This window comes from Actinophytocola sediminis, assembly GCF_054779715.1.
Genome location: NZ_BAAGXS010000024.1, coordinates 40309 through 64229, shown reverse-complemented (window position 1 = coordinate 64229; position 23921 = coordinate 40309). Strand labels below are relative to the sequence as shown.

The 23921-nt window shown below is 68.9% G+C and carries 19 protein-coding genes; 8 read left to right on the top strand and 11 right to left on the bottom strand.

The features are described from left to right. Positions 1 to 168: 168 nt before the first annotated feature. Positions 169 to 2067: a Xaa-Pro dipeptidyl-peptidase gene (locus tag ACYVIP_RS16575; protein ID WP_460397101.1), complete on the top strand. Its 1899-nt coding sequence runs from the start codon at positions 169 to 171 to the stop codon at positions 2065 to 2067. Between the two features lie 39 nt (positions 2068 to 2106). Here ACYVIP_RS16575 and ACYVIP_RS16570 read toward each other — a convergent pair whose 3' ends face one another. After that, the gene (locus ACYVIP_RS16570; RefSeq protein WP_460397099.1) at positions 2107 to 2958 is read right to left on the bottom strand and encodes a TIGR03619 family F420-dependent LLM class oxidoreductase; all 852 of its coding nucleotides are present in this window, start codon (positions 2956 to 2958) and stop codon (positions 2107 to 2109) included. A gap of 86 nt (positions 2959 to 3044) precedes the next feature. Here ACYVIP_RS16570 and ACYVIP_RS16565 point away from each other — a divergent pair, with 86 nt between their 5' ends. The 6 genes from ACYVIP_RS16565 to ACYVIP_RS16540 all read left to right on the top strand — a co-directional run bounded on the left by ACYVIP_RS16565 (position 3045) and on the right by ACYVIP_RS16540 (position 9462). Next, entirely contained in the window at positions 3045 to 3998 is a 954-nt protein-coding gene (locus ACYVIP_RS16565) for a LysR family transcriptional regulator (protein ID WP_460397097.1), read from the top strand. Then, entirely contained in the window at positions 3995 to 4645 is a 651-nt protein-coding gene (locus tag ACYVIP_RS16560; RefSeq protein WP_460397095.1) for a TetR/AcrR family transcriptional regulator C-terminal ligand-binding domain-containing protein, read from the top strand. The genes ACYVIP_RS16565 and ACYVIP_RS16560 overlap by 4 nt, the downstream gene beginning before the upstream one ends. 82 nt (positions 4646 to 4727) lie before the next feature. Continuing rightward, positions 4728 to 5486, top strand: a complete 759-nt coding sequence (locus tag ACYVIP_RS16555; protein WP_460397093.1) for an SDR family NAD(P)-dependent oxidoreductase — start codon at positions 4728 to 4730, stop codon at positions 5484 to 5486. Then, positions 5479 to 7107 carry an FAD-dependent monooxygenase gene (locus ACYVIP_RS16550; RefSeq protein WP_460397091.1) on the top strand — a complete coding sequence of 543 codons (1629 nt, stop codon included), beginning with the start codon at positions 5479 to 5481 and terminating at the stop codon, positions 7105 to 7107. The genes ACYVIP_RS16555 and ACYVIP_RS16550 overlap by 8 nt, the downstream gene beginning before the upstream one ends. A gap of 14 nt (positions 7108 to 7121) precedes the next feature. Next, positions 7122 to 7817: a VC0807 family protein gene (locus ACYVIP_RS16545; protein ID WP_460397089.1), complete on the top strand. Its 696-nt coding sequence runs from the start codon at positions 7122 to 7124 to the stop codon at positions 7815 to 7817. A 121-nt stretch (positions 7818 to 7938) separates the two neighbouring features. Next, positions 7939 to 9462, top strand: coding sequence for an MDR family MFS transporter (locus ACYVIP_RS16540; RefSeq protein ID WP_460397088.1), 1524 nt, complete (start codon positions 7939 to 7941; stop codon positions 9460 to 9462). Positions 9463 to 9479: 17 nt separating this feature from the next. On the opposite strand, the gene ACYVIP_RS16535 is transcribed toward ACYVIP_RS16540, so the two are convergent. Genes ACYVIP_RS16535 through ACYVIP_RS16520 form a run of 4 tightly spaced genes read right to left on the bottom strand, consistent with a single transcriptional unit; the run spans position 9480 to position 12933 of the window. Next, positions 9480 to 10340 carry a TauD/TfdA dioxygenase family protein gene (locus tag ACYVIP_RS16535; protein ID WP_460397086.1) on the bottom strand — a complete coding sequence of 287 codons (861 nt, stop codon included), beginning with the start codon at positions 10338 to 10340 and terminating at the stop codon, positions 9480 to 9482. 12 nt (positions 10341 to 10352) lie between these two features. Continuing rightward, the gene (locus ACYVIP_RS16530; protein WP_460397084.1) at positions 10353 to 11117 is read right to left on the bottom strand and encodes an ABC transporter ATP-binding protein; all 765 of its coding nucleotides are present in this window, start codon (positions 11115 to 11117) and stop codon (positions 10353 to 10355) included. Further along, complete coding sequence (locus ACYVIP_RS16525) at positions 11110 to 12126, bottom strand: taurine ABC transporter substrate-binding protein (RefSeq protein WP_460397082.1); 1017 nt, start codon at positions 12124 to 12126, stop codon at positions 11110 to 11112. Before ACYVIP_RS16525 ends, ACYVIP_RS16530 begins: the two co-directional genes overlap by 8 nt. A gap of 24 nt (positions 12127 to 12150) precedes the next feature. Then, the gene (locus tag ACYVIP_RS16520) at positions 12151 to 12933 is read right to left on the bottom strand and encodes an ABC transporter permease (RefSeq protein ID WP_460397079.1); all 783 of its coding nucleotides are present in this window, start codon (positions 12931 to 12933) and stop codon (positions 12151 to 12153) included. Between the two features lie 91 nt (positions 12934 to 13024). On the opposite strand from ACYVIP_RS16520, the gene ACYVIP_RS16515 reads away from it, so the two are divergent. Further along, on the top strand, positions 13025 to 13588 hold the full coding sequence (locus tag ACYVIP_RS16515; RefSeq protein WP_460397077.1) for a TetR/AcrR family transcriptional regulator: 564 nt from the start codon (positions 13025 to 13027) through the stop codon (positions 13586 to 13588). A gap of 293 nt (positions 13589 to 13881) precedes the next feature. On the opposite strand, the gene ACYVIP_RS16510 is transcribed toward ACYVIP_RS16515, so the two are convergent. The 6 genes from ACYVIP_RS16510 to ACYVIP_RS16485 form a co-directional block, all read right to left on the bottom strand. Then, complete coding sequence (locus tag ACYVIP_RS16510; protein ID WP_460397075.1) at positions 13882 to 15204, bottom strand: hypothetical protein; 1323 nt, start codon at positions 15202 to 15204, stop codon at positions 13882 to 13884. A 259-nt stretch (positions 15205 to 15463) separates the two neighbouring features. After that, positions 15464 to 17647, bottom strand: a complete 2184-nt coding sequence (locus tag ACYVIP_RS16505) for an ATP-binding protein (protein WP_460397073.1) — start codon at positions 17645 to 17647, stop codon at positions 15464 to 15466. 355 nt (positions 17648 to 18002) lie between these two features. Then, positions 18003 to 20036: a methyltransferase domain-containing protein gene (locus tag ACYVIP_RS16500; RefSeq protein ID WP_460397071.1), complete on the bottom strand. Its 2034-nt coding sequence runs from the start codon at positions 20034 to 20036 to the stop codon at positions 18003 to 18005. Between the two features lie 11 nt (positions 20037 to 20047). Further along, positions 20048 to 20950 (bottom strand): alpha/beta hydrolase, encoded by a 903-nt coding sequence (locus ACYVIP_RS16495; RefSeq protein ID WP_460397069.1) that lies wholly within the window; start codon positions 20948 to 20950, stop codon positions 20048 to 20050. Positions 20951 to 20965: 15 nt separating this feature from the next. Further along, positions 20966 to 22123 carry a flavodoxin-dependent (E)-4-hydroxy-3-methylbut-2-enyl-diphosphate synthase gene (gene ispG, locus ACYVIP_RS16490; protein ID WP_460397067.1) on the bottom strand — a complete coding sequence of 386 codons (1158 nt, stop codon included), beginning with the start codon at positions 22121 to 22123 and terminating at the stop codon, positions 20966 to 20968. Continuing rightward, positions 22120 to 23919, bottom strand: coding sequence for a 1-deoxy-D-xylulose-5-phosphate synthase (locus ACYVIP_RS16485; RefSeq protein WP_460397065.1), 1800 nt, complete (start codon positions 23917 to 23919; stop codon positions 22120 to 22122). Before ACYVIP_RS16485 ends, ispG begins: the two co-directional genes overlap by 4 nt. Positions 23920 to 23921: the final 2 nt, after the last annotated feature.

Below are 23921 nucleotides of genomic sequence, written 5' to 3'. Positions count from 1 at the left end.
CCTCACAGTTGGCAAACCCCTCCCATCGTTTAGAGATGGTCGACACCGCTGTGCGTTTACCCGCGCACAGAAAGAGAGTCCGGATTGCGCCATCCGGCCCAGTGGCGGCAACTGGGATCACCGATTGGCCCTGCCACCCGTCGCGGACCGCGACCTAACGTCGCTGGCATGGTGCTTCGGGTCGCGGTGATCGCCGGGCTGGTCGGGTTGCTGTCCGTTCTGGTGGTGGTGCCCTCGGCGGCGGCGACCCCCGCGTTCGTCGTCGAGAACGGGGTGACACAGCCGATCCACTCGTTCGCCGACGCGGTGCGCGAGAACGTGTGGGTGGACATCGGACTCGACCTGGACGGCAACGGCGTCGGCGACCGCGTGGCCACCGACATCATCCGGCCGGCCACCGCGGCGCCGGTCCCGGTGATCATCGACGCGAGCCCGTACTACGCGACCTCCGGAAGGGGCAACGAAAGCGAGCGCAAGAGCTACGACGCCGCCGGGCTGCCGCTGTCGTTCCCGCTGTTCTACGACAACTACTTCGTGCCGCGCGGCTACGCGGTGGCGCTGGTCGACTTCAGCGGCTCGTCGCGGTCCACCGGCTGCATGGACACCGGCGGCCGGTCCGAGGTGGCCTCCGGCAAGGCGGTGATCGACTGGCTCAACGGCCGCGCCACCGGGTACTCGGCGGCGTCCGGCGGATCGGTGGTGACCGCGGAATGGTCGACCGGCGCGGCCGCGATGATCGGCAAGTCGTGGGACGGCAGCGTCACCCAGGGCGTGGCCGCGACCGGCGTCGACGGGCTGCGCACGATCGTGCCGATCTCCGCGATCAGCTCCTGGTACGACTGGTTCCGGTCCGACGGCGTCGCCTTCCGGGGCTTCGGCACGCCGACCAGCCTGGCGTCGAACTTCGAGAACGCGAACGCGCGCTCCCGGTGCGGGGCGGTGCGGGCGGAGATGACCGCGGGCGCCCCGTCGAACGGCGACTACACCGCGATGTGGCAGCAACGCGACTACGTGCGCGGCGCCGCGAACGTGCGGGCGGCGGTGTTCTCGGTCAACGGGCGGGCCGACCTGAACGTGAAGCCGGTCAACTGGGGTCAGTGGCTGGACGCGCTGCCCACGTCGGTGCCGCGCAAGCTGTGGCTGTCGCAGACCGGACACATCGACCCGTTCGACTTCCGGCGTGCCACCTGGGTCGCCACGCTGCACCGCTGGTTCGACCGCTGGCTGCTCGGCGTCCAGAACGGCATCGAGACCGAGCCGGCGGTGTCGGTCGAGCGCGGCGTCGACCAGTGGAGCGACACCGCGACCTGGCCACCGGCGGGCACGCGGACCCAGACCGTGTATCCGGTGGCCGGTTCGACCGCGGGCGTCGGCACGCTGCGCACCACGCCCGGCACGGCGACGTCGTCGTTCACCGACAACGGTGCCGGCACCCCGGCGAGCTACATCGCCTCGCCGTCCACCACCTCGGCGCGCCGGGTCGTCTACAGCACCGGCACGCTGACCACGGACCTCCGGGTGGCCGGCACGTCCCGGATCACGGTCGCCGCCACCCCGTCGACGACCACCGCGCACCTGTCCGCCTACCTGGTCGACTACGGCCCGGCGACGGCCAGAAGCAGCACCGGCGAGGGCATCCGCACGCTGACCACCGAGTCCTGCTGGGGCGAGAGCCGCACCGGCGACGACGCCTGCTATCGCGACACCGAGGCCACCACCACGACCGTCGACGCCCAGATCATCGCCCGCGGCTGGGCCGACCTGGCCAACTACGCCTCACTGAGCACCCCGCGCCCCCTCACCCCCGGCACGAAGTACCCGATGACGTTCCGACTGTCCACGACGGACTGGGTGGTACCCGCGGGCCACCGCCTGGCACTGGTGATCGCCGGCAACGACAGCGGCATGACCACGACCCCGACCCAACTGCCACGGGTGACGATCGACCTGGCCGGGACCTCGGCACAGCTCCCGCTGCTGGGCACCGTGCCCACGACCCGCTCGACGACCGGCCCGCAGCCGACCAGGGTCCAGCAGGACACCGTGCCCGGCCGCCTCGACGGATAGCGCTCAGTTCACGAACAGGCCGGCAGATTCGGCCCACACCTACCGGATCAGGGTGGCGTGGCGTTCGAGGAAACCGGCTGTCTCGTCCTGGTCCTCCAGCGGCAGCGGGTAGACGACCAATCGGTCCACACCCAACTCCCGGTACCGGTCGGCCGCCGCACGGGTCACCGCTACCGGATTGATCTGCATGAAGTTCACCTGTAGCCGCCCGAGACGGGCCGGCCGGTCGATCTCGGTGGCCGCCTTCGCCAACCCGGCCAGGTGACCGGCGAGCTCCTCCGGACTGGACCCGTTGCCGAACCAGCCATGCCCCCTGGCTACCGCACGACGGTACGCGGCCGGACTGTGACCACCGATCACGATCCGCGGACCATCCGGCCGCACCGGCCGCGGCTGGGCATCCAGGTTCCGGAACGAGACATGCCGCCCCGTGTGGCTGACCGGCGCGGGACGCGTCCACAGCGCGTCCATCGCGTCCAGGTAGTCGTCCACCCGACTGCCCCGTTCCGCCAACGGCACGCCCATCGCCGTCAACTCCGGCTCCAGATAGCCGGGCGCGACACCCAGCAGCAACCGGCCACCGGACAACACGTCCAAGCTCGCCACCTGTTTGGCCAACAGCAACGGGTTGCGCTGCGGCAGGATCACCACGCCGGTACCCAACTCCATCCGCTCGGTCACCGCCGCGACATAGGCCAGATAGATCAGCGGGTCGAGAATCGGATCCTCCGGAGCCATCGGCGACTCCGGCACCCGCGGGCTGGGCAACACCACATGCTCCCCACCCCACCACGACCGATAACCCAGGCCCTCCGCCAGCCCAGCGAGCCTGGCCGTCGCCTCGGGCCCCAACGTCGCCTTGGCGCTCAGCCCGTACACACCCAACTCCACGCGGGGCACCTCCTGTCCGGTTCCAGGATCCATCCTGTCCAGAACCAGGCCGGGTCGTCCAAGAGAAACTGTTATAGCCTTTGTCTATGGGAGTCCACGTGCGGGACCTTCGCTATTTCATCGCGGTCGCCGAGGAACTGAACTTCACCAGGGCCGCGAGCAGGTTGTTCGTGTCCCAACCCACGCTGAGCAAACAAATCCGCCAGCTGGAGCAGACACTGCGGACCACCCTGTTCGACCGTGACCGCCGCACGGTCGTGCTCACCGCGGCGGGACATGCCCTGCTACCGCACGCGCGCGAGATCACCGGCCGGTGGGACGACGCCCAGCAGGCGGTCGCGGAGGCCGACGCGCAGCGCGCGACCACGTTGGTCGTCGGCTTCCAGACCCGCATCGGCCGCGGCCTGATCCCCGCCGTCACCGCCAAGATGGACACCCTCCTGCCGGCATGGCGACTGCTGTTCCGCCAGGTGTCCTGGCGTGACCCGGCGGCGGGCCTGCGACACGGCGAGGTGGACGTCGCGCTCGCGTGGCTGCCGTTGCCGCCAGACGGCGGGCTGTCCTGGAAAGTGGTCAGCACCGAGGACCGATGGGTCGCCCTGCCCGCCGACCACCGCCTCGCCCAGCACACGACGATCCCGTTCACCGAGCTCGCCGACGAGCCCTTCATCGCATACCCGAGGTCGGCCGGCGCGGCCCGCGACTTCTGGCTGGCCAACGACCATCGGTCGGCACCGGCCCACGTCGCCGCGGAGGCCGAGAGCACCGACGAGGCGTTCGAAGCGGTGGCCGCCGGTGTCGGCGTCGTGCTGCTGCCAGCGGAGAACGCCGAGATCTACCAACGGTCCGACGTGGTCTACCGTCCGGTCGCCGACCTGACCGCGAGCCAGCTGGCGGTCGTGTGGCGCACCCGAGACCAACGCGAGGCCGTACACGTCTTCACCGACTCCTGCGTGCGCTGCCTGTGCTATCCCGTGAACGGCGTTTCCGGCGCTCCCTGCGTCGACGTGCCCGCACAGCAACTGGTCCAGCAGCCATGACCGGTGCGTCACCGCCACCCGATGACGCGCCGGCCGCCGTCAGTCGCACCGGCACCGGACCGCCGGTCGATCATCGCAAGGGGCCGCGGCGTCGTGGGGACGCGCTCCACAAGGCGATCTACGACGCGACCCTGGCCGAGCTGAGGGATGTCGGCTACGCGAAGCTCACCATGGACGGCATCGTGCGCCGGGCCAGAACGAGCAAGAGCTCGGTACACCGGCGCTGGTCCAGCGTCGCCGAGCTGGTCATCGCGGCGCTGGCGAACACCTCGCCCAGGGTGGTTGCTCCCCCGGACACCGGCAGTCTGCGGGGTGACCTGCTCGAGCTGTTGCGCCGGGCGGCGGACCGGCTCGCCGGTCCGGAAGGCGAGGCCGCACGTGGGTTGATCGGCACCGCGCTGCTCGACCCCACGCTGGCGGAGTTCGCCAGGGCGCACATCATCGACGTGCCGTCCGAGGAGATGACCAAGGTCCTCCAACGGGCCGTGAGCCGGGGAGACGCCCACGCCGACGCGGTGAACCCCATGGTGGCGAAGACTGGTCAGATCCTGCTCCGGCACCATTTCTTCGTGTACGGCGGTCCGATTCCCGACCATCTCATCGTGGACATCGTGGACGACGTCGTGCTCCCACTGGTACGCGCCTGAACTCTCGCAGCGGGGTGGTTGCCGGTTTCGCCACACCGTGACTAGAGTACGCACAAGTACTCTAAATGAACGGGAGATATTCATGGCGCGACTGGCGGTCGTATCCGGTGGCAGCAGTGGGATCGGGAAGGCGGTCGCCTCGGCACTGGCTGGCGACGGCGACCGGGTGGTGCTGCTCGGGCGGCGCGCGGAGGTCCTGACCGCGACCGCGAAGGAGATCAACGCCGAGGTCGGGGCGGAGCTGGTGACCTGGCACCAGGTCGATCTCACGCGCCCGGACGAGGTGCGCGACGTGGTCGCGGCCGTCACGTCCGGTGGCGACGAGGTGGACGTGCTGGTCAACCTCGCGGGCGGCCGGCAGCACGGGCAACCAGACAGCGACGACGAACTGGCCGGGGTCGCCGCGGCCTGGCTGGGTGCCTACGAGACCAACGTGCTGACGACCGTGCTGCTCACCCACGCGCTGTCGCCGCACCTTCGCCGCCCGGGCGGCCGGGTGATCGCGACCAGTTCGAACGCGGCGTTCCTCGGCCGCGGCTCGTACGGGGCGGCGAAGTCGGCGTTGCACGCCTGGGCGTACGACCTGGTCCCGACGCTGGCCAAGGACGGGATCACGGTGAACGTCGTCGCCCCTGGGCTGGTTCCCGACGTCGAGTCGCCGGTGTTCCAGCGGCGCGCCGAACAGGCGACGGCCGTGATGCGGCGAGAAGTACCGCTTGGCCGGTTCGGCGCTCCCGAAGAGGTGGCGGCCGCGGTCGTGTACCTGGCCTCGGCCGGCGCCGGCTACGTCACCGGCCAGATCCTGCAGGTCAACGGGGGCATGGTGGTCGGCCGTGGGTGACGTCGAGAAGGCGGTGTTGATCGTGGGCGCCGGTCCGACCGGGTTGGTCCTGGCGGCGGACCTCGCCCGTCGGGGGGTGGCGTGCCGGATCATCGAGGAAGCCGACGTGCGCAAGACCGCGCCGCGCGCGATCAACATCCACATCCGGTCGCTCGAGATGTTCGCCGACCTCGGCATCGCCGAGCAGGCCGTGGACCTCGGCCACCAGGTGCGGCGGCTGAACGCCTACACGGCAAGGAAACCCGCGCCCGGCCGGCGACCTCGGCTCATGGGTTGGTTCGACATGAGCCGGCTGCCCTCCCGCTTCCCGTTCACACTCACCCTGCAGCAGCCCATCACCGAGAGCCTGCTGGAGGAGCGGGCCGCGGTGGACGGGGTGAAGGTCGAGCGCCGAGTCCGGCTCACCCGGCTCACGCAGGACGACCGAGGTGCCGACGTCGAGCTGTCGCACCTGGAAGGCGACCGCACCGAGCAGGCACGGTTCGGCTGGGTCGTCGGGTGCGACGGGTTGCGCAGCACGGTCCGGGAGCAGGTCGGGATCTCCTTCGACGGAATGGACTATCCCGACGACCTCATCTCCGCCGACGTCGAGGTGGACTGGCAGTACCCGCACGAGCAGGCGCACACCTTCAACGGGCCGCGGGGCAGCCTGCGCTGCATGCCCGTGCCGGGTGAGCGGCGCTGGCGGATGGTGGCGGAGGCCGCGGGGTGGTTCGCCGACGGCGACCGCCCCGAGCTCACCCTGCAAGGATACGAGGAGCTGGTGCGGCAGCGAGGAGTCGAGGTCACCCTCCGCGAGTCGCACTGGATGTCGAACTTCCACATCCACCGGCGACTGGCGTCCCAGTACCGCGCCGAACGGGTGTTGCTGGCCGGCGACGCCGCCCACGTGCACAGCCCGACCGGCGCACAGGGCATGAACATCGGGATGCAGGACTCGTACAACCTCGGCTGGAAGCTGGCGCTGGTCGCGGCCGGCTCGGCGCGTCCAGAACTGCTGGACACCTACGAACGGGAGCGGCGACCGGTCGCGCGGCGCACGCTGCAGATCAGCGACCGCAGTACCCGCAGGATCCAGGAACGGGGCGGGATGGCGCGCACGGTGAACAACATCAGGAGCCGGGTGATGATGAACCTCCCACCGGTCAAGCGGCGGGTCACCCTGCGCGCGGCCGAACTCGACACCCACTACCGGGACAGCCCACTGTCCACCGCGGAAGGGGAAGGGCGCTCCGGGTCGCGGCTCCAGCCGGGAGACCGTGCGCCGGACGTCTGGTTCGGTCCACCCGGCGACCGGCGCCGGACACACGACCTGCTGTACGGCGTCGGACACGTGCTGCTGCTGTTCGCCGGTGACGATCCCGGCGCGGCCGCGACGCTCGCCGGCATCGACAAGCGGCACAACGTCGTTTCCTACGTTGTGGTGCGCAATGCCGATCCGGTGCGAACGCGGCTGCCCGACGTCGGTGTCGTGTCCGATCCGGACGGTGCGTTGCATACCGCCTTCGCCGCGCGGCCCGGCAGCCTGTGCCTGGTCCGGCCGGACGGTTACCTCGGGTTGCGCGGGTATCCGCTGGACCCGCGGCTGTTGCACGGTTACCTCGACCGGTTCGCACACTGAGCCCGGAGCGGCCGTTGCCCGGCGATGACGGGAACGTGCCCGACGAGGCCCCCCTGTCCGTGCTGCGGCTGCCGCCGTGGCGGCGGGTCCTGCGGGCAGCGCTACCGAAACTGATCGTCGACGGTGTGCTGCCCGTGGGGACCTACTACCTCCTGCGGCTGGCCGGTGCCGGTGACCTGGTGGCGCTCACGGCGGCCGCGAGTGTGGCGGCGATGCGGGTGGTTGTCGGCATCGCCGCCCGCCGCCAGGTCAACGGACTCGCCATGTTCGTGCTCGTGACCTACCTCGGCACGATACTGGCCACCGCGGCGTTGGATGACCCGAGGCTGCTCCTGGTGCGGGACTCGGTACTGCAGGCGCTCGCGGGCGCGGTACTGCTGGCGACGCTGCTCGGCGCGAAACCCCTTGCCTTCCACGTGGGCCGTGCGCTGATGACGGCGGGCGAGCCGGCCCGGCGCGCGAGATGGAACTCGCTCTGGGAGCGGGCGCCGCGGTTCCGCCGCGCGCTGCGCACGCTCACCGGCGGGTGGGGCATCGGGCTGCTGTGCGAGGGAACAGCGATCAGCGTCGCCGTCTACCAGGTCCCCATCACCGTGGCGGTCGCGTTGGGCGCGGCACTGAGCGCGTGCGCCATGGGTGCCCTGCTCGGCTGGTCGGCGTGGTACGTCCGGCGGACACGGGCCGCACTGATGACAACGATTCCCCACTGAGGAAAGGAAACAGCGTGTCGACCAGTTCCGACCAGGCCACCGACGGGCGGTACCAGTTCCTGGCGGTACCCACGGGGGACCGCCCGCTCGTCGTCGCTGGCTACTCGATCCCGGAGCGGTCATGAGTGCCGACGTGCGTGTCGCTCCGCGACAGCGGCAGGTGCGCGTGGCGTTCACGGGACTGGTCCTCGCGCTGCTGCTGGCCGCGCTCGACCAGACGATCGTGGCGACCGCGCTGCCCACGATCGCCGGTGAGCTGCGCGGTCTCGAGCACCTGGGGTGGGTCGTCACCGCGTACCTGCTGGCGATGACCGTGACGATGCCGATCTACGGCAAGCTCGGCGACACCTTCGGCCGCGCACCGCTCCTGGTGTTCGCGATCGTGCTGTTCCTCATCGGCTCGGCGCTGTGTGGTGTGGCGCAGTCGATGGAACAGCTGATCGCCTTCCGCGCGCTGCAGGGCCTCGGCGGCGGTGGGCTGATGGTCGGCGCCCAGGCCGCCATCGGCGACCTCGTGAGCCCACGCGAGCGTGGCCGCTACCAGGGAGTGCTGTCCGCGGTCATCGGGACGGCCACGGTCGTCGGGCCGCTGCTCGGGGGGTTACTCACCGACAGCCTGTCCTGGCGCTGGATCTTCTACCTCAACATCCCGGTCGGTGCCCTCGCGTTGACCGTCATCCTGACCGCGCTGAAGCTGCCCCGCCCCGCGACCCGGCGGCGGCTCGACTACCTCGGTGCGCTCACGCTGACCGGCGCGGCCGGCTGCCTCGTGCTGCTGACCAGTTGGGGCGGCACCACCTACGCGTGGGACTCGCCGGTCATCCTCGGGCTGGGTGGCGGGCTGGTCGTGCTGGTGTCGGCGTGGCTGCTGGCCGAGCGGCGCGCCGAGGATCCGGTGCTGCCACTCGCGCTGTTCCGGAACCCGACGTTCGGCATCGCCGTCGTGATCAGCTTCGTGGTGGGCGTGACGATGGTCGGAACCGTCTCGTACCTGCCGCTGTTCATGCAGTCCGTCACCGGGGGTTCAGCGACCGACTCCGGACTCCTGCTGGTGCCGATGATGGGCGGCATCGTGTTCTCCGGGCTCACCTCCGGGTTCCTGATCACCCGCACCGGCCGGTACAAGTACTTTCCCGTCACCGGCACCGTCCTCGCCGCCGCCGGCACGTATCTGCTGTCCACAATGGACGCCTCGACGAGCAGGACCACGGTGAGCTGGTACCTGGTGCTGCTCGGCCTCGGTATCGGTCTGGTGATGCAGGTGATGGTGCTCGCGGTGCAGAACAGCGTCGCCTCCCGGCACCTCGGGGCAGCGACCTCCTCGGTGACCGTCTTCCGCACGATCGGCGGCTGCGCCGGAGTCGCCATGATCGGCGCCGTGTTCACCAACCGCCTCACCACCAGCCTCCAGGACCACCTGCCGCCACACACCGCCGCCCGCATCGGCACCGAGCTGAACGCGGACGCGATCGCGGCACTGCCCCCGGACGTGCGGCACGGCGTCACCATCGCCGTCGGCGACGCGCTGCCGCCGATCTTCGGCTACGTCGCCCCCGCGCTGGCGATCTGCTTCGTGCTCGCACTAACACTGCGCGAACAACCCCTGCGCGGCAACAAGACCAGGGAGGGTCCTGCGAAACCCTGACACCCGGCAAGCCAACATCACCAGCGGGGCGGGCCCACCGGCTGGTTGCCTCGGATGGTGATCCGGTGCATGACCCGGTGCTGGTCGCCGTAGTCGTCGACGGCGTAGTGGGCGGTGCTGCGGTTGTCCCAGACGACGACGTCGCCGGGCGTCCACCGGTGGCGCACGCTGTGCTCGGGGCGGCCGATGGCGGCGAAGAAGACGTCGAGCAGTGCGCGGCTCTCGGTCTCGGTCACATCGTTGATGTGGGTGGTGAATCCGGGATTGACGAACAGGCTGCGCCGGCCGGTCTCGGGGTGCACGCGCACCACGGGGTGGGTCACCGGGTCGAGTGACCGGACCCGCTCGCCTTCCCAGAGGTTGCCCTCGCCGGAGAGCCTGTCACGCAGATACTCCTCGAAGTCCCCGCGTCCGTCGTGGACCGCGTCGAGCTGGTCGGCGAGGCGCCGCAGTTGCGGGGACAGCGCGAGGTAGGCGGCCTCCAGGTCGGTCCAGCAGGTGTCTCCGCCGACGGGCGGCAGGTCGACGGCCCGCAACACGGACCCGAGAGGTGGCGTGCGGGTGAACGTGACATCGGTGTGCCACACCGGCGCCTTGCCACCGTCACCGCTGTCGAGCACATAGATCTCGGGGTGCTCGGCGTCCAGTCCCGGCACGACCGGGTGTGCGGGGGTGAGCTCGCCGAGCTCGGCGGCGAAGGCGCGATGCGTGTCCGGCGTCAGCCGCTGCCCACCGAACACCAGGACCTTGTGTTCCAGGAGAGCGGCGCGGACCGCGGCCATCCCTGCCGGCGGCAGGCCGGCAGCCAGGTCGATGCCACGCACCGTGGCGCCAATCGTGATGGTCAGCGGTTCGACCGACAGTGCTGTGGTGGTCACCGGTACCTCCTTCTAGGAAACTGACGCCCTGACCGCAGCGGCGACCTCGCCGCGCAGTGCCGCGTAGTGCGGTGAGCCACGCAACTCGTCGGCGGGCACGCCCTGGCGGGACAGGTCGATGGGCAGGTCGAGCGCGACGCGGCCGGGCCGGTCGGTGAGCACGATGACGCGGGTGCCGAGGAAGACCGCCTCGTCGACGCTGTGGGTCACGAACACGACCGCGCGATCGCCTTCGGCGAGGACACGCACGTCTTCCTGGAGCCGTTCCCGGGTAAGCGCGTCGAGTGCGGCGAACGGTTCGTCCATGAGCAGCAGCCGCGGTTCCGCGGCCAGCGCACGAGCGATGGCGACCCGCTGCTGCTGGCCACCGGAGATCTCCCAGATCCGGCGCGGGCCGAGTTCACCGAGCCCGACCGAGGTCAGCAGCTCGACTGTCCGTCTGCGCCGGTCCACTTTGGACACCGCCGCCCAGCGGAGTGCGGTGGCGATGTTTCCGTCGACCGTGTGCCACGGGAAGAGGCGGGGCTGCTGGAACACCACGCCGACGTCGCGGCCCGGCACCGGCGGGCGGCCGAACAGCGTGATGTCCCCTGTGGACGGTCGCTCGAAACCGGCGAGCAGACGCAGCAACGTGCTCTTGCCCGACCCGGACGGGCCGACCACGACGAGGAACTCCCCCGGGGCCACCCGCAGGTCCAGCGGGCCGAGCGCGAGCACCGGTCCGGACCTGGTGCGGTAGGTGTGCTCGACCGCGCGCAGTTCGGCGACCTCAGGCACCGTCGGCTCCCGGGGCCCGCAGGGCGGCACGGAAGGTCGCCAGGTCCGGAACGGAGTCGACCTTCTTCTGCTGGTGCAGGAACTCCGCGGTGGACCGTAACTGGACCGCCAGCTCACCGGGTTTGTCCGACGTGCCGAAGTAGTCCGGTCCGCGTTGTTCCGCGTGGTCGAGGTAGATGTTCTGCGTGAGCTGGGACAGCGCGTCGGCGGTGCTGATGCCGATCTGCCGGCTGACCGCCGCGGCGACCGTGCCCGGGTCCGTCTTGACCAGTGTGAGCGCGTGGTCCGTCGCGGCAAGCCATTTGTCAAGCACGTCGGGGTTCGCGTCGGCGAAGTCCTTGCCCGACACCGTGAACGTCAGCGTCGGCTTGCCGGCCTCGGCGAGCTTCGCGCTGTCGGTGAGGGTCACGCCGTCCTGCGCAAGGACGTTCAGTACCGGCGTCCAGACGTAGGCGCCGTCGATGTCGCCGCGCTGCCAGGCGGCCTGGATGTTCTGCGGCTCCAGATCGACGATCGTGACCTTGCCCGCGTCCACACCCGCCAGTTCGAGCGCGGCGAGCAGGCTGTAGTGCGAGGTGGAGCTGAACGGCGCCGCGATCTTGCGGCCCGGCAGCTGGCTGATCCGCGTGATGCCACTTGCCTTGCGCACGACGAGCGCTTCGCTCTCGCCGATGACGTTCAGCAGTTCGACGACCTGATACGGGATGTCCAACGGCGGGCACAGACCGGCCGCGGCGGGGCTGCTGCCGATCACCGCCAGATCGATCGCACCACCGAGGAACGCGGTGTTGATGCTCGCGCCGGAGTCGAACGCGGTCCACTCGATGACGTGGTCGGGGAGCGCCTTCTCCAGTGTCTTCTGATCCCTCACCAGCAGCGTGCTGTCGGCGAAGTTCTGGTAGGCGATCCGGACGGTGGTGCCGCCCCCGCCGGACGACGAGCCGCCGACGCCGCACGCGGCGAGCGCCGGCACGGCCGCCAGCAGGGACAGCGCGTTCCTACGGGACATGGGCATTGGGCTGGCTCCTCGGGGTCAGACCCGGCCACGCCAGGGTGACAGGGCACGTTGCGCGACAACGATCAGCGAGTCGATCACGAGTCCGGTGACGCCGATGACGAACAGACCGAGGATCACCACCGAGGTCTGGTTGTAGCGTTGGGCGTTGAGCACCATGCCGCCGATACCGTCCGCGCCGTTGACTGTCTCGGCCGCCACCACCGAGCTGTACGCGATGCCGACGGCCAACCTGATGCCAGTGAGGATCTCGGGCGCCGAGGCCGGCAGGATCACGCCGCGAATCACCTCGATCCGGCCAGCACCCAACGCCTGCGCGGCTTCGACGTACTGCCGGTTGACCCCGCTGACCGCGCTCGCGGTCGCCACCGCGACCGGCGGGAACGCGGCGACCATGAGCAGATAGACCTTGGGCTCCTCGTCGATGCCGAACCAGATGACGAGCAAGCTCAGGTAGGCCAGCGGCGGCAGCGCACGCAGGAACGTCACGGCGGGCTCGGTGATCGCCCGCACGACCGGGATCAGCCCCATCGCCAGACCGAGCACGACACCGATCGCGATCCCGTACACACAGCCGTAGCCGACGCGGCGAAGACTCACCCCCAACCGCTCGACCAGCGTCGACCCCGCGTACCCGCCCTGCCCGTTCGCGGCGTCCGAAGTAGACAGCAACTGGTGCCACACCTGCCCTGGACCCGGCAGGATCGCGGGCGGCCAGATCTTCGCCAGCGCCACCACCCACCAGGCCACGAGCAACACGACGATCGCGATCACCCGCACCAGCAGCGCCCTCGTGACCATGGCCGCCAACGTACAGTTGTACACACGCATTGTGGGAAGGCTTTCCGTATGGTGGATCGCGGCCACCAGCCTCTTGCGCAAAGGCAGGTTCATGAGGCAGGAGAAGACCTCGACCCGCCGGCACGACCCGCGGCGCCGCGAGCGGATCATCGAAGCCGCCGTGTCGGTGATCTCCGAGTCCGGTCTGTCCGGCCTGACCCACCGCTCCGTGGCCCTCCGCGCCGACGTGCCACTCGGCTCGACCACCTACCACTTCACCAGCCTGGACGAACTGCTCGACGCCGCCGTCCGGACGGTGTCCGCCCGCAACGTCGCGCGCCTGCGCGACTGGGCGACATCCCTGCCATCGGACGTCGATCTCAGCACCGCACTGGCGGACTTCATCGTGCGACTGACCATCGAACACCGGCAGACCATGGTGCTCGCCTACGAGCTCTACGGCGGCGCGCTCCGCCGCCCCGCTTTGCGCACCGCCAGCACCGCATGGGACACACTGCTCACCGAGGTCTTCGAGTCCAGAGTGGACTCCACCACCGCACGGGCACTGACCGCGATGTTCGACGGGCTGCTGTACCAGGCACTGGTCTCACCAGGAAAACCGCGACGCACCGACATCGAACCCGTTCTACGTCGCCTGCTCACCGGACCACCATGAGTACTCCAGCTGGAATCCGCCCAGCGCGACCGCCGCGTAGCAGACGGGTCCAGATGTCGATCGTTGACGCGGCGAACGACGACCAAGCAAGCTGCAAAAATCGGTCTTCCGGGCCGGGTGTATCCGGTCAGGTGCCGCGACACCCTGGCGATTTCCGGTGCGCTCGCACGACGCCCTTCGGCCAGCCGGTCATGAACAGGATGAACGCCGGCGCGTCCACGGGCAACTCGACCCGCACCGGGTCCACGGCAAGCGCGGCCGCAGGTTTGTCTCCTGCACCACCGCATGCGTTGCTACCGGGAACTCCATGTGTAGAGCATCTGGTTGGTGTCGCGGGCTTGTCGTGCCAGTTCGACGAGGGCGGTGGCCAGTGGCCGGATCGTGGCGGGTGTGCTGTCGCTGTACTGGCTGAGTTCCTCGCTGTGGGCCCAGTGGGTGGCGAGGTCGGGCAGCTGGTCGTCGGTGATTGAGGCGAGGGTGTCCCGAACCGGTATGCCCAGTTCTTGCAGGGTCGCTGGCGGGTTCTTCCAGGGGGAGTCCACGGGCAGGTTCTCGTACTCCTCAAGCGAGGTTGGCTCGTCCGCGGCGGGCGGCCACACGAACACGAACGGCACGGTATCCAGGGTCCAGTGCGTGTTCTGGGCCAACGCCACCAGCGTCCCGAGCGTGCGAAAAGGCTCGATCCCCCGCGCCTGGACCCCATCGAGCCCCTCCCCACCGTCGGTGGACAGCGGACCACCGTCGCGGTGCACGACGGACATCGCGGAGACCGCGTCAGCTGCTCGGAAGTAGACGAACTCGTGGCCACGTACGGCACGACGGGTCACTCGCAGCGCCATCGCCCCCACCGACTCAACCGTCGGGTCCTCGGCGTCCTGGCGGGCCAGAATCGTCCGAAGCAGGCCGGACAGGCGCGCCCACGCCCGTTCCTTCGTCCCGTCCCGGTCAGTGAATGCATGCCCGGACATCAGCAGTTGCCGCTGCCCACCACGAACGTAGTCAAGGGCAGTTTCCAAAGACGCCCGAACATCATCCCCCTCTTCCGACTCCGACCAGGAGGCGGCCTGATCCAATGCCGCGATCACCACCGGTTCAGCATGCTCAAGAAAAACGTAGCCATCTCCTTGAGGAAGTTTCTGATCGAACAGATCGACCCCACCCATGAACGCCACATTAATCAGCGTGGCACCGGAGAAATCGTTGCCCTCATACCGGTTCCGATCACGACCTATATCCTGCCCATAGAGTTCGGCATTGAAGTTGATCTCACGAAGCACACCAGTGAACACACAATCGATGAACTCGGCATCCTTACAAATCCATTTCGTCAACCGAACATCACGAAAAGAACATCGAACGAATCTGGCACGCCCAGGACCAAGCGCCCTGATACGCGACCCATCGAAGCTGCAATCGATATACTCCGACATCACCTTGCCCGCACCAAAACAAAAATAATCCACCCGAACATTCTCGAACCGGCATCGTTCGAACCTGGATTCGACTACAGTCCACCGCTTGCTCTTGTAGCCGGACAAATTCGCATCCACCACACTGACATCCTTGATGACCAAGCCGTGCTTATCCACAAAGATGCCATCTACCCATTCCGCCACTACACGATCACCTCACCAAAGCCCTATTCGAACATTGTTATTGTAAGCTACATGAATGGTCGGCACCCCGGCGCCGACCTCGGCGAACAGCTCACTCCTTGCGCAGATACACCAACACCAGCAGCGCCTGCTGACCCGGACCAAGCGCCAGCAACGCATGAAGCCCCTGGGGACCAGCAGAACGATCTTGGTCGATAGCTCTGCTACCAGGGGCTTCGCCACATCCACGCGCCGACATGCCGATGATCATGCATCCGGTTCAGGGGATCTCCAGGCCGCTGAGCCGCTCACGCAGGTCGTCCGATCGGTGGTCACCGAACTTGTCGAAGATCGCCAGCGCCTCACGCCATGACTCGATCGTGCGGGCGATGTCTCCGATATGTCGTAGCGAGGTGCCCAGGGTGTCGAGGGTGACGGCGTGATCCTGCGGCCGGGAAGGGTGATGGCGGCGCTCGCGGTCGAGAGCCTGCTCGCACAGGCCGATCGCCTCGTCGTGGTCGCCGGCGGCCTGCCGGGCTTGCGCCAACCGGGTCAGCAGGTAGGAGTCGTAGCCGACGTGGTCGGTCCGCCGTAGCAGAGCGAGGCTCCGCTCGATGTGCCGACGCGCCCGATCATGTTCACCCAGCCCGCTGTACGCCACGCCGAGATGGCACTCGGCGAGGTATTCCATGCGCCCGTCCTGTGCGCCGAGGCTGAGCGGCAGCGCCGCCAACAGGTAGTCCTTGGCTTCGGCGAACAGTTTCCGGTCGACGGACAACCAGCCGAGGTGATGCAGCACCTCCGCGACCAGCCGCTGGTCACCGATCCCGCGGGCCAGCGTCAGGGCGACCCGCATAGCGTCGTCGGCCTCCTGCGGCTGACCGACGCTCCACAGCAGGAGAGCCAGGTTCTCCATCATGCGGCATTCGGCGGTGCGATCGCCGAGACGACGGGCGGCGGCCAGCCCGGCGCGGCAGACTTCGAGTGCCTCGTCCCAGAGCGCTTGCAAGGACAGAAACGTCGCGCCGACACGCGCCAGGGCGACGGTCGACCGGTCCAGACCGTGGCGCGCGGCAACACGGACCACGGCAAGAATGTTGACATACTCGCGACCGGCCCACGCCCACGCCTCGGCGGGCCCGGCGAACGTTATCTCGGGCGACACACGCACGTTCGGACAGGTGCCGCCAAACCAGTCGGCGAGCATCGGCGAGACCACCACCGCAGCGGCGACGGCGTGGTGTGCGTACCACTCGATCAAGGTCCGGCGGGCCTGGTCACGATCTTCCCGGGGCTCGTCGTGGTCGACCCGGTCAGCGGCATAAGCCCGCAGGAGGTCGTGGAAACGGTAGCGATCCCGGGCGATCGGCTCGATCATGTGCGACTCACCCAGGGAATCGAGCAACCGCGTAGCCTCGACCACCCCGAGGCCGGCGACAGCCGCGGCGGCGTGCGGGCTGATCTCGAGCCCGGGGTGCAGCCCCAGCCGGCGAAACATCCGCGCCTGCGCCCCGGTGAGCAGGTGATAAGACCAGCCGAACACCGGCCAGACAGCGGTGTCCTCGTCGGCCGGAACGCTGAGCGCGTCCCACCGCCCCAGGTCGCTACGCAACTCGGCGACCAGCTCAGCGAGAGTGAGATGCGGACGCGCCGCGACTCGCCCGGCGGCGATCCGCAGAGCCAACGGCAGCCGAGCGCACGATCCGATCAACTCGACCACCGCGTCGGGTTCCGCCTCGGCCCGTCGCAGCCCAAGAATCGTTCGGACCAACTCCAGGGCCTCGTCCGGCGTGAGCAGGCCCAGCGTCACCCGTGTCGCGCCCTCACCGATCATCAATCCGGTCAAGCTGGCCCGGCTGGTTACCACCACCAGGCAGCCAGGATTGCCGGGCAGCAACGGCCGCACCTGCCCGGCGGAGTTGGCATTGTCCAGCACGACCAGCACCCGACGCCCCGCCAGCACCGACCGGTACAACCCGGCCCGCGCCTCCAACCCCGACGGGATCTCCTCCGGCGGCACACCAAGCGCGCCAAGGAACCCGCCCAGGACGTCACACGGGTCAGCAGGCGCGCCGGGCCCGTAACCGCGCAGGTTCACATACAACGTGCCACCAGGAAACCGGTGCTGGACACTGTGTGCCCAACGCACAGCCAACGCGGTCTTGCCGACGCCAGGGGTGCCATCCAGCGCCGAGATCATCACCGCCCCGCGGCCACCGTCCTCGTCCCGAGTCAGCAGAGCGTCCAGCGCGGCCAAGTGCTCGACCCGCCCGATGAAATCCCGCACCGCCAAGGGCAACTGACGAGGTACCCGGAGACGGTCATGCTGCCAGGACGGCAGCGAGACGTAGTCGCTGAACCCCGCCCGCACGACCGGGCCCACAGCCCCACCGCTGGCCACATCGCGCACCTCCGGCCAACCATCCACGAAGTCAAGTCTGTCGTCCCCGACGACCGCGCCCACACCAGCACGGCGAACACCACTCTTACGGGCTAACGACGCGCGCCGACGAACGTGCTCACCTCCGCACGCAAATCGAAACCGAGTCTGGGTCACCGGTGAAACGGGCGAATAAATCGGCTGAGCAGATCGAGTTGAAGAAACTCCGCCGGCAAATGCTATGTCATCCTCGACATCTACTCCCGCTATGTCACCGGAACCGTGAAACGCTCTGACCTGGCCGGACACGCCGCGACGGCCACATCCTGTTGGCCGACAAAGGCTTGTCCGGCACAGAGTTCAAGAACCTCCTGGAAGGGCACTTTCTTCAGGTCCGCGCCGGCAACGAACCTCATCGATCCACGGGTCCAGGCTGGGGTCAGGGGGCGACTCCCGTCGTGACGTAGACCCAGCCGCCGTAGCGGGTCAGGGTTCGGGAGGTGGCGGCGCCCTGCTCGATCGCCTTCCAGGGGTGGCGGTTGAGCAGCATGTCGGGTGTGCCGCCGAACGGGGCGATGACTGGGCCGAGCGCCGGAACAGCTCGCTGCGGCCACCAGTGCGGCAGGCGGTAGTCGAGAGCCACCCAGTGTCCGCCCGACACGAGCGCGTCGTAGCCGTTCTTCACGACCGCCTCGTAGCCTTCCATCAGAGTCAGCGAGAAACAGGCGATGATGCGGTCGACCTCGGATGGGAACTCGAAGGTCATGAGGTCGGCCTGTTGCAGGGTCACGTTCGTCAGCCCGTGCTCGCGGATCCGGTCCTCGGCCAGGTTCAGCATCGAGTCGGTCAGGTCGACGCCGATGACCTTTCCCTCTGGACCGACGGCCTCTGACAGGTACGGCAGGTTGTGGCCGGTGCCGCACCCCGCGTCGACCACGGTGTCGCCCGGTCGTGGCGCCAGCTGCTCGATCGCCAGGTGCTTGTAGGCCATGGTCCGTTGGCCGATCAGGTACAGCCGGTTGGACATGACGTCGTAGTGCTTGGCGCGCTTGCGGTAAAGGGTCCGCAGTCGGTTCGTCTCGCCATTGCCGGTCAACGACTTCTCCTCGGATTTCGGGCCGCGCAGCACCGCGGCGACTACACGCGGGTGGAAGACGGCTTGGGGTGAGGCCAGCAGGTGATAGGTGTCGAGCAGTGCGGTCGCCGCGGGGCCCTTGGTGGTGGCCACCTGCGTCAGGCGCCCCATGTAGCGCTGCGCGAGCCGCGCTGCCACGGGCAGCGGTCCCGGCGCGGCCCCGGGATACGCCAGATCGGAGTTCGCTGAGAGCATCCACGCACCGTCGACCCGGCGGGCGATCGGTGCGCGCAGATCCGCCGCCAGCCCGGCCGGGATCCGGCCGGTGTCCCTGGTCCCAGCCGCTTCGAAGGCGTCGTCGAGGTCGACGGCGCACCCCGCCGCCACCGAGATGCCCTGCCCGTAGGCGGGGTTGAACGAGCCGACCGCGTCGCCGGCCACCACGAACCGGTCCGGCCAGCGGTCGAGCCTCTCGTAGTGCCTGCGCCTGTTCTCCGTCCTGCCGGAGCCGTGGACCTCGGTGAGCGGCTCGGCATGGCGGATCTGGTCGTACAACTCGGTACCGCGCAACGTCCTGGCGAACTCGAGCAGTCCACTGTGGTCGAGTGGTGGACGCTCACCGCCGACCCCGGACACCGACACCATCCAGCGGTTGCCTTCGATCGGGTTCAGGATGCCCTGGCGCGGCACGTCCGGAGTGGACTGGATGAGGATGCACTTCCAGTCGGCGTCGTGGCCAGGCGGAATCGCGTAGACACAGGTGGCATAGGCACATCGTGCGTCGACGACGCTCTCCGCCACCTGTTCGTAGTGCAGCTCCGCCAGCCAGCTGGACGACTGGGAGTTGCGTCCCGTCGTGTCCACGACGAAGTCCGCGGCGAAGTCGTAGGACTCGCCCCAGCCGTTCCTGGCGCCGATTTCGCGGTCGCGCAACCGCACACCGTGTACGGCCTTCTCGTCCGCCAGCAGGCCGAGGGCCTCGCACTCCTGCCGGATCTCGACGTTGGGCAGCGCGCCGAGGTGAGCGCGCACCCGCCAGTCGATCAGCTCGCGGGTGCCTGACAGCACCACGTGCCTACTGGTGAAGCGTTCCATCCAGCCGCCGGGAACCATCGCGAGCATGTCCTTGGGCATCCGCACGTCGACGATGCCGTGCTCGCGAAGGTCGGCCAACACGCCGGGGAACAACCGTTCCAGTGCCCGCTGACCCGCGCCGAGCAGGTTGTGGGTGTGCCTGGACTGCGGCACGCCCCGGCGCCAGTACGGGCCGTCGGGGTAGGCGTCCCGCTCGACGAGCGTCACCTTGGCCAGGTGGCGGCTGAGCGCCGCCGCGACGCAGATTCCCGCGAGGCTGCCACCCAGGACCACCGCGTGGAGGCCGTTGTCGGTGTCTGACATCTGAGTCCTCCTCAGGCCGGGGTGGTACGGGCGGACTCCGCCCACCGGGAGAGCTGCCGGGCCGCCGCGTCGAACCACAGCGGGGCACTGCGGTGAACGTTGATCGAGTGCGCGGCCTCCGGCACGACGAACAGCTCGAAGTCCGGGGTCGCCGGGTACCAGTCGCGTTCCTGCTCGGCACCGACGAACAGCTGGTCCGCACCGCCGATCACCAACAGCACCGGGACGTCGACGGCGGCCGAGTGGTCCCGCCGGTAGATCTCGTCCACTGTCGCGCCCTCACCGATGGTCACGGTGGACTTGGTTGCCTCGTGGTACTCGGCCACCCGCGGGTCCACTCCGCCCGCGAACTCGTAGATCAGCCTTCGTTGACCGGACCGGGTGGTCAGGTACCCCTCCTGGCCGCCGGCGACCGGTTCCACCGAGCCCACCGCGTCCAGGTACAGCGGGCCGAAAGTGTGCGAGAGGCCGGTGAGCACCAACGCGTCGAAGTCGCGGTGCTGTGCGGCGCCGATGATGGCGATGCCCGTGCCGAGCGAGTGGCCGACGGCGACGACCCTGGTGAACGGGCGTAGCCCGGCGATCCCCGACCGCAGTGCCCGGACGAGCTCGTGCAGTGTGTCCACATTGGACTGGACGGTGACCTCGCCGGCAGGTGGGTGGAGGCTCTCACCGGTGCCGATCCGGTCCAGCGCGAGCACGGCGTGCCCCCGCTCGACCATGTACCGCACGTAGTGGCTCGATCCCGGCACGAGCCAGTACCGCCGGTCATAGGTCAGGCCGGACAACAACACCTGCACGGTGTCCGGCTGGTCACCTGCCGGCAGGTGCAGCTCACCAGCGAGCCGCCACGTCCCGCCGCCCGGGGCGGTGACGTCGAGGTGGATGGGGACCTGGATGGGGACGTTTCCCATTGTGCGCACCTCTTCTCAGAACACCGTGACCTGTGGTTCGCCGGACACGACGCCCGCGTCCCGCATCTGTTCTGCCAGCTTCATCGCCTCCGTGATCAGGGCCTCCACGATCTGGTGCTCCGGCACGGTCCTGATCACCTCGCCCTTCACGAAGATCTGTCCTTTGCCGTTGCCGGAGGCCACGCCGAGATCGGCCTCGCGGGCCTCGCCAGGACCGTTGACCACGCAACCCATCACGGCCACGCGCATCGGGATCTCCATTCCGTCCAGGCCGCTCATCACCTCTTCGGCCAGTCGGTAGACGTCCACCTGCGCACGACCGCAGGACGGGCAGGACACGATCTCCAGCCGCCGTTCCCGCAGTCCGAGCGACTCCAGGATCTGGATCCCGACCTTGACCTCCTCGACCGGTGGCGCGGACAGCGAAACCCGGATGGTGTCCCCGATCCCCTCGGCCAACAGCACACCGAAGGCCACCGCGGACTTCACCGTGCCCTGCAACGTGGGACCGGCCTCGGTAACGCCGAGGTGCAGCGGGTAGTCGCATTTCCCGGCCAGCTGCCGGTAGGCCTCGATCATCACCATCGGGTCGTGGTGCTTCACCGAGATCTTGATGTCGGTGAAACCGTGCTCCTCGAACAGCGAGCACTCCCACAGTGCCGACTCGACGAGCGCATTCGGCGTCGCCTTGCCGTACTTCGCGAGCAGCCTCGGGTCGAGCGAGCCCGCGTTCACGCCGATCCGGATCGGCGTGCCGTGGTCCTTCGCCGCGTGCGCGATCTCCTTGACCCGGTCGTCGAACTTCCTGATATTGCCCGGGTTCACCCGTACCGCGGCACAGCCGGCCTCGATCGCGGCGAACACGTACTTCGGCTGGAAATGGATGTCGGCGATCACCGGGATCTGCGACTTGCGGGCGATGACCGGCAGCGCCTCGGCGTCGTCGTGTGACGGAACCGCGACCCGCACGATCTGGCATCCGGCCGCCGTCAGTTCCGCGATCTGCTGCAGCGTGCTGTCCACATCGGCCGTCACGGTCGTGGTCATGGACTGGACCGAGACCGGCGCGTCATCGCCGACGGGGACATCACGCACCATCAACCGACGTGCGCGGCGGCGCGGCGCGAGCGGCGCGATCGCCGGTTCCGGCATTCCCAAAGGGACAATTGTCATCGCAGGACTTCCTTCTCCAGCATGGAGTCGAGCGTCCCCCGGACCGCGCTGGCGGCAACCGCGTCGGCGATCCGGTCGGCGATCCGCCCGGCGGTGAGCCCGAACTCCTCCAGCAGTTCGGCACGTGAGCCGTGCGTCAGGAACTGAGTCGGCACACCGAGTACCCGCAACTCGGCCGGCACGACCCCCGCGTTCCACAGGCTCGCCGCGGTGGCCTCACCGACACCACCGTCCCGGATCCCGTCCTCGACGGTCACCACGACCCTGAACCCGGCCGCCAGCTCGACCAGCGCGGGGTTGACCGGTTTCACCCAACCCGGGTCGACAACGGTGCACGCGATCCCGTGCGCGACCAACTGTTCTGCCGCCTCGACGCACGGGCCGGCCATCGAACCGACGGCGATCACCAGTGCGTCGACGCCGTCGGCGACGAGCAGGTCGACCGGACCGTCGGTGTCGTCGCCAACCTGGTCGACCGCGGGGATGTCCGCACCGACCGAGCCCTTCGGGAAGCGAAGCATCGTCGGTGCGTCCTCGACGTCCAACGCCTCGGTCAGCAGCCGGCGGAGCGTCGCCTGATCACGGGGTGCGGCGATGCGCATTCCCGGAACGGCCTGGAAGGTCGCGAGGTCCCACAGACCGTTGTGCGATGGCCCGTCCTCGCCGGTGATCCCGGCGCGGTCGAGCACGAACGTCACCCCCAGCCGGTGCAGTGCGACGTCCATCAGAACCTGGTCGAAGGCCCGGTTGAGGAAGGTCGCGTACACGCAGCAGACAGGCCGCAGGCCGCCCATCGCCATTCCCGCGGCGCTGGTGACCGCGTGCTGCTCGGCCATGCCGACATCGACGACGCGATCTGGATGAGCGTCCCGCAACGGTTGCAGCCCGGTCGGTTCGAGCATCGCCGCGGTCAGCGCGACCAGGTTCGGCCTGCGGTTCGCGGCGGCGAGCAGCTCCTCACCGAACGCACTCGTCCAACTCGGGCCGGAACTCCTGGCCGCGGCGGCGCGCACGGCGTGCATGCGGTCCCGCTCGTCCTGTTCGGCGGGCGGGTGCCCACGCCCCTTCTGCGTGACACAGTGCACGATCACGGTGTCCCCACGGTCACGGGCGTCGCGCAACGCCGACTCGACGGCGACGCGGTCGTGACCGTCGACGGGTCCAACGTAGGACAGGCCGAGGTTCTCGTACATCGACCGCGAGTGCCGGCGATCCCGCAGGTCTCGCAGGTGGTCCGCGAGACCACCGACGGTCGGCGCGTAGGAGCGGCCGTTGTCGTTCACGACCACGACAAGTGGCCGGTCCTTCGCGACGGCCAGGTTGTTCAACGCCTCCCACGCCATGCCGCCGGTCAGCGCCCCGTCGCCGATCACGGCGACCACGTGTGCTTTCCTGGCGCGCAACCGGTTCGCCCGCGCCAGACCGTCCGCATAGGACAACGCGGTGGACGCGTGGGAGTTCTCCACCATGTCGTGCTCTGACTCCAGTTTGGACGGATAACCCGAGAGTCCGCCTCGCTTGCGCAGGTCCGCGAACCTCCCCGCGCGCCCGGTCAGCATCTTGTGCACGTAGGTCTGGTGTCCGGTGTCCCACACGATGCTGTCGCGAGGCGAGTCGAACACCCGGTGCAGTGCGATCGTGAGCTCGACGACACCGAGGTTGGGGCCGAGGTGACCACCATTGCGGAACACCTCGACCAGGAGCCGATCGCGGATCTCCTCGGCGAGCGCACCCAGGTCCGGATCGCCAAGACCGCGCAGGTCCGCAGGGCACCGGATCTCGTTCAGTAACGACATAC

Bases quoted from the DNA above. Each gene is read 5' to 3' on its own strand.
- ACYVIP_RS16525 (WP_460397082.1), bottom strand. From the start codon at position 12,126: ATGTCCCGTAGGAACGCGCTGTCCCTGCTGGCGGCCGTGCCGGCGCTC.
- ACYVIP_RS16565 (WP_460397097.1), top strand. From the start codon at position 3,045: ATGGGAGTCCACGTGCGGGACCTTCGCTATTTCATCGCGGTCGCCGAG.
- ACYVIP_RS16520 (WP_460397079.1), bottom strand. From the start codon at position 12,933: ATGGTCACGAGGGCGCTGCTGGTGCGGGTGATCGCGATCGTCGTGTTG.
- ispG (WP_460397067.1), bottom strand. From the start codon at position 22,123: ATGACAATTGTCCCTTTGGGAATGCCGGAACCGGCGATCGCGCCGCTC.
- ACYVIP_RS16555 (WP_460397093.1), top strand. From the start codon at position 4,728: ATGGCGCGACTGGCGGTCGTATCCGGTGGCAGCAGTGGGATCGGGAAG.
- ACYVIP_RS16540 (WP_460397088.1), top strand. From the start codon at position 7,939: ATGAGTGCCGACGTGCGTGTCGCTCCGCGACAGCGGCAGGTGCGCGTG.
- ACYVIP_RS16500 (WP_460397071.1), bottom strand. From the start codon at position 20,036: ATGTCAGACACCGACAACGGCCTCCACGCGGTGGTCCTGGGTGGCAGC.
- ACYVIP_RS16515 (WP_460397077.1), top strand. From the start codon at position 13,025: ATGAGGCAGGAGAAGACCTCGACCCGCCGGCACGACCCGCGGCGCCGC.
- ACYVIP_RS16575 (WP_460397101.1), top strand. From the start codon at position 169: ATGGTGCTTCGGGTCGCGGTGATCGCCGGGCTGGTCGGGTTGCTGTCC.
- ACYVIP_RS16485 (WP_460397065.1), bottom strand. From the start codon at position 23,919: ATGTCGTTACTGAACGAGATCCGGTGCCCTGCGGACCTGCGCGGTCTT.
- ACYVIP_RS16495 (WP_460397069.1), bottom strand. From the start codon at position 20,950: ATGGGAAACGTCCCCATCCAGGTCCCCATCCACCTCGACGTCACCGCC.
- ACYVIP_RS16560 (WP_460397095.1), top strand. From the start codon at position 3,995: ATGACCGGTGCGTCACCGCCACCCGATGACGCGCCGGCCGCCGTCAGT.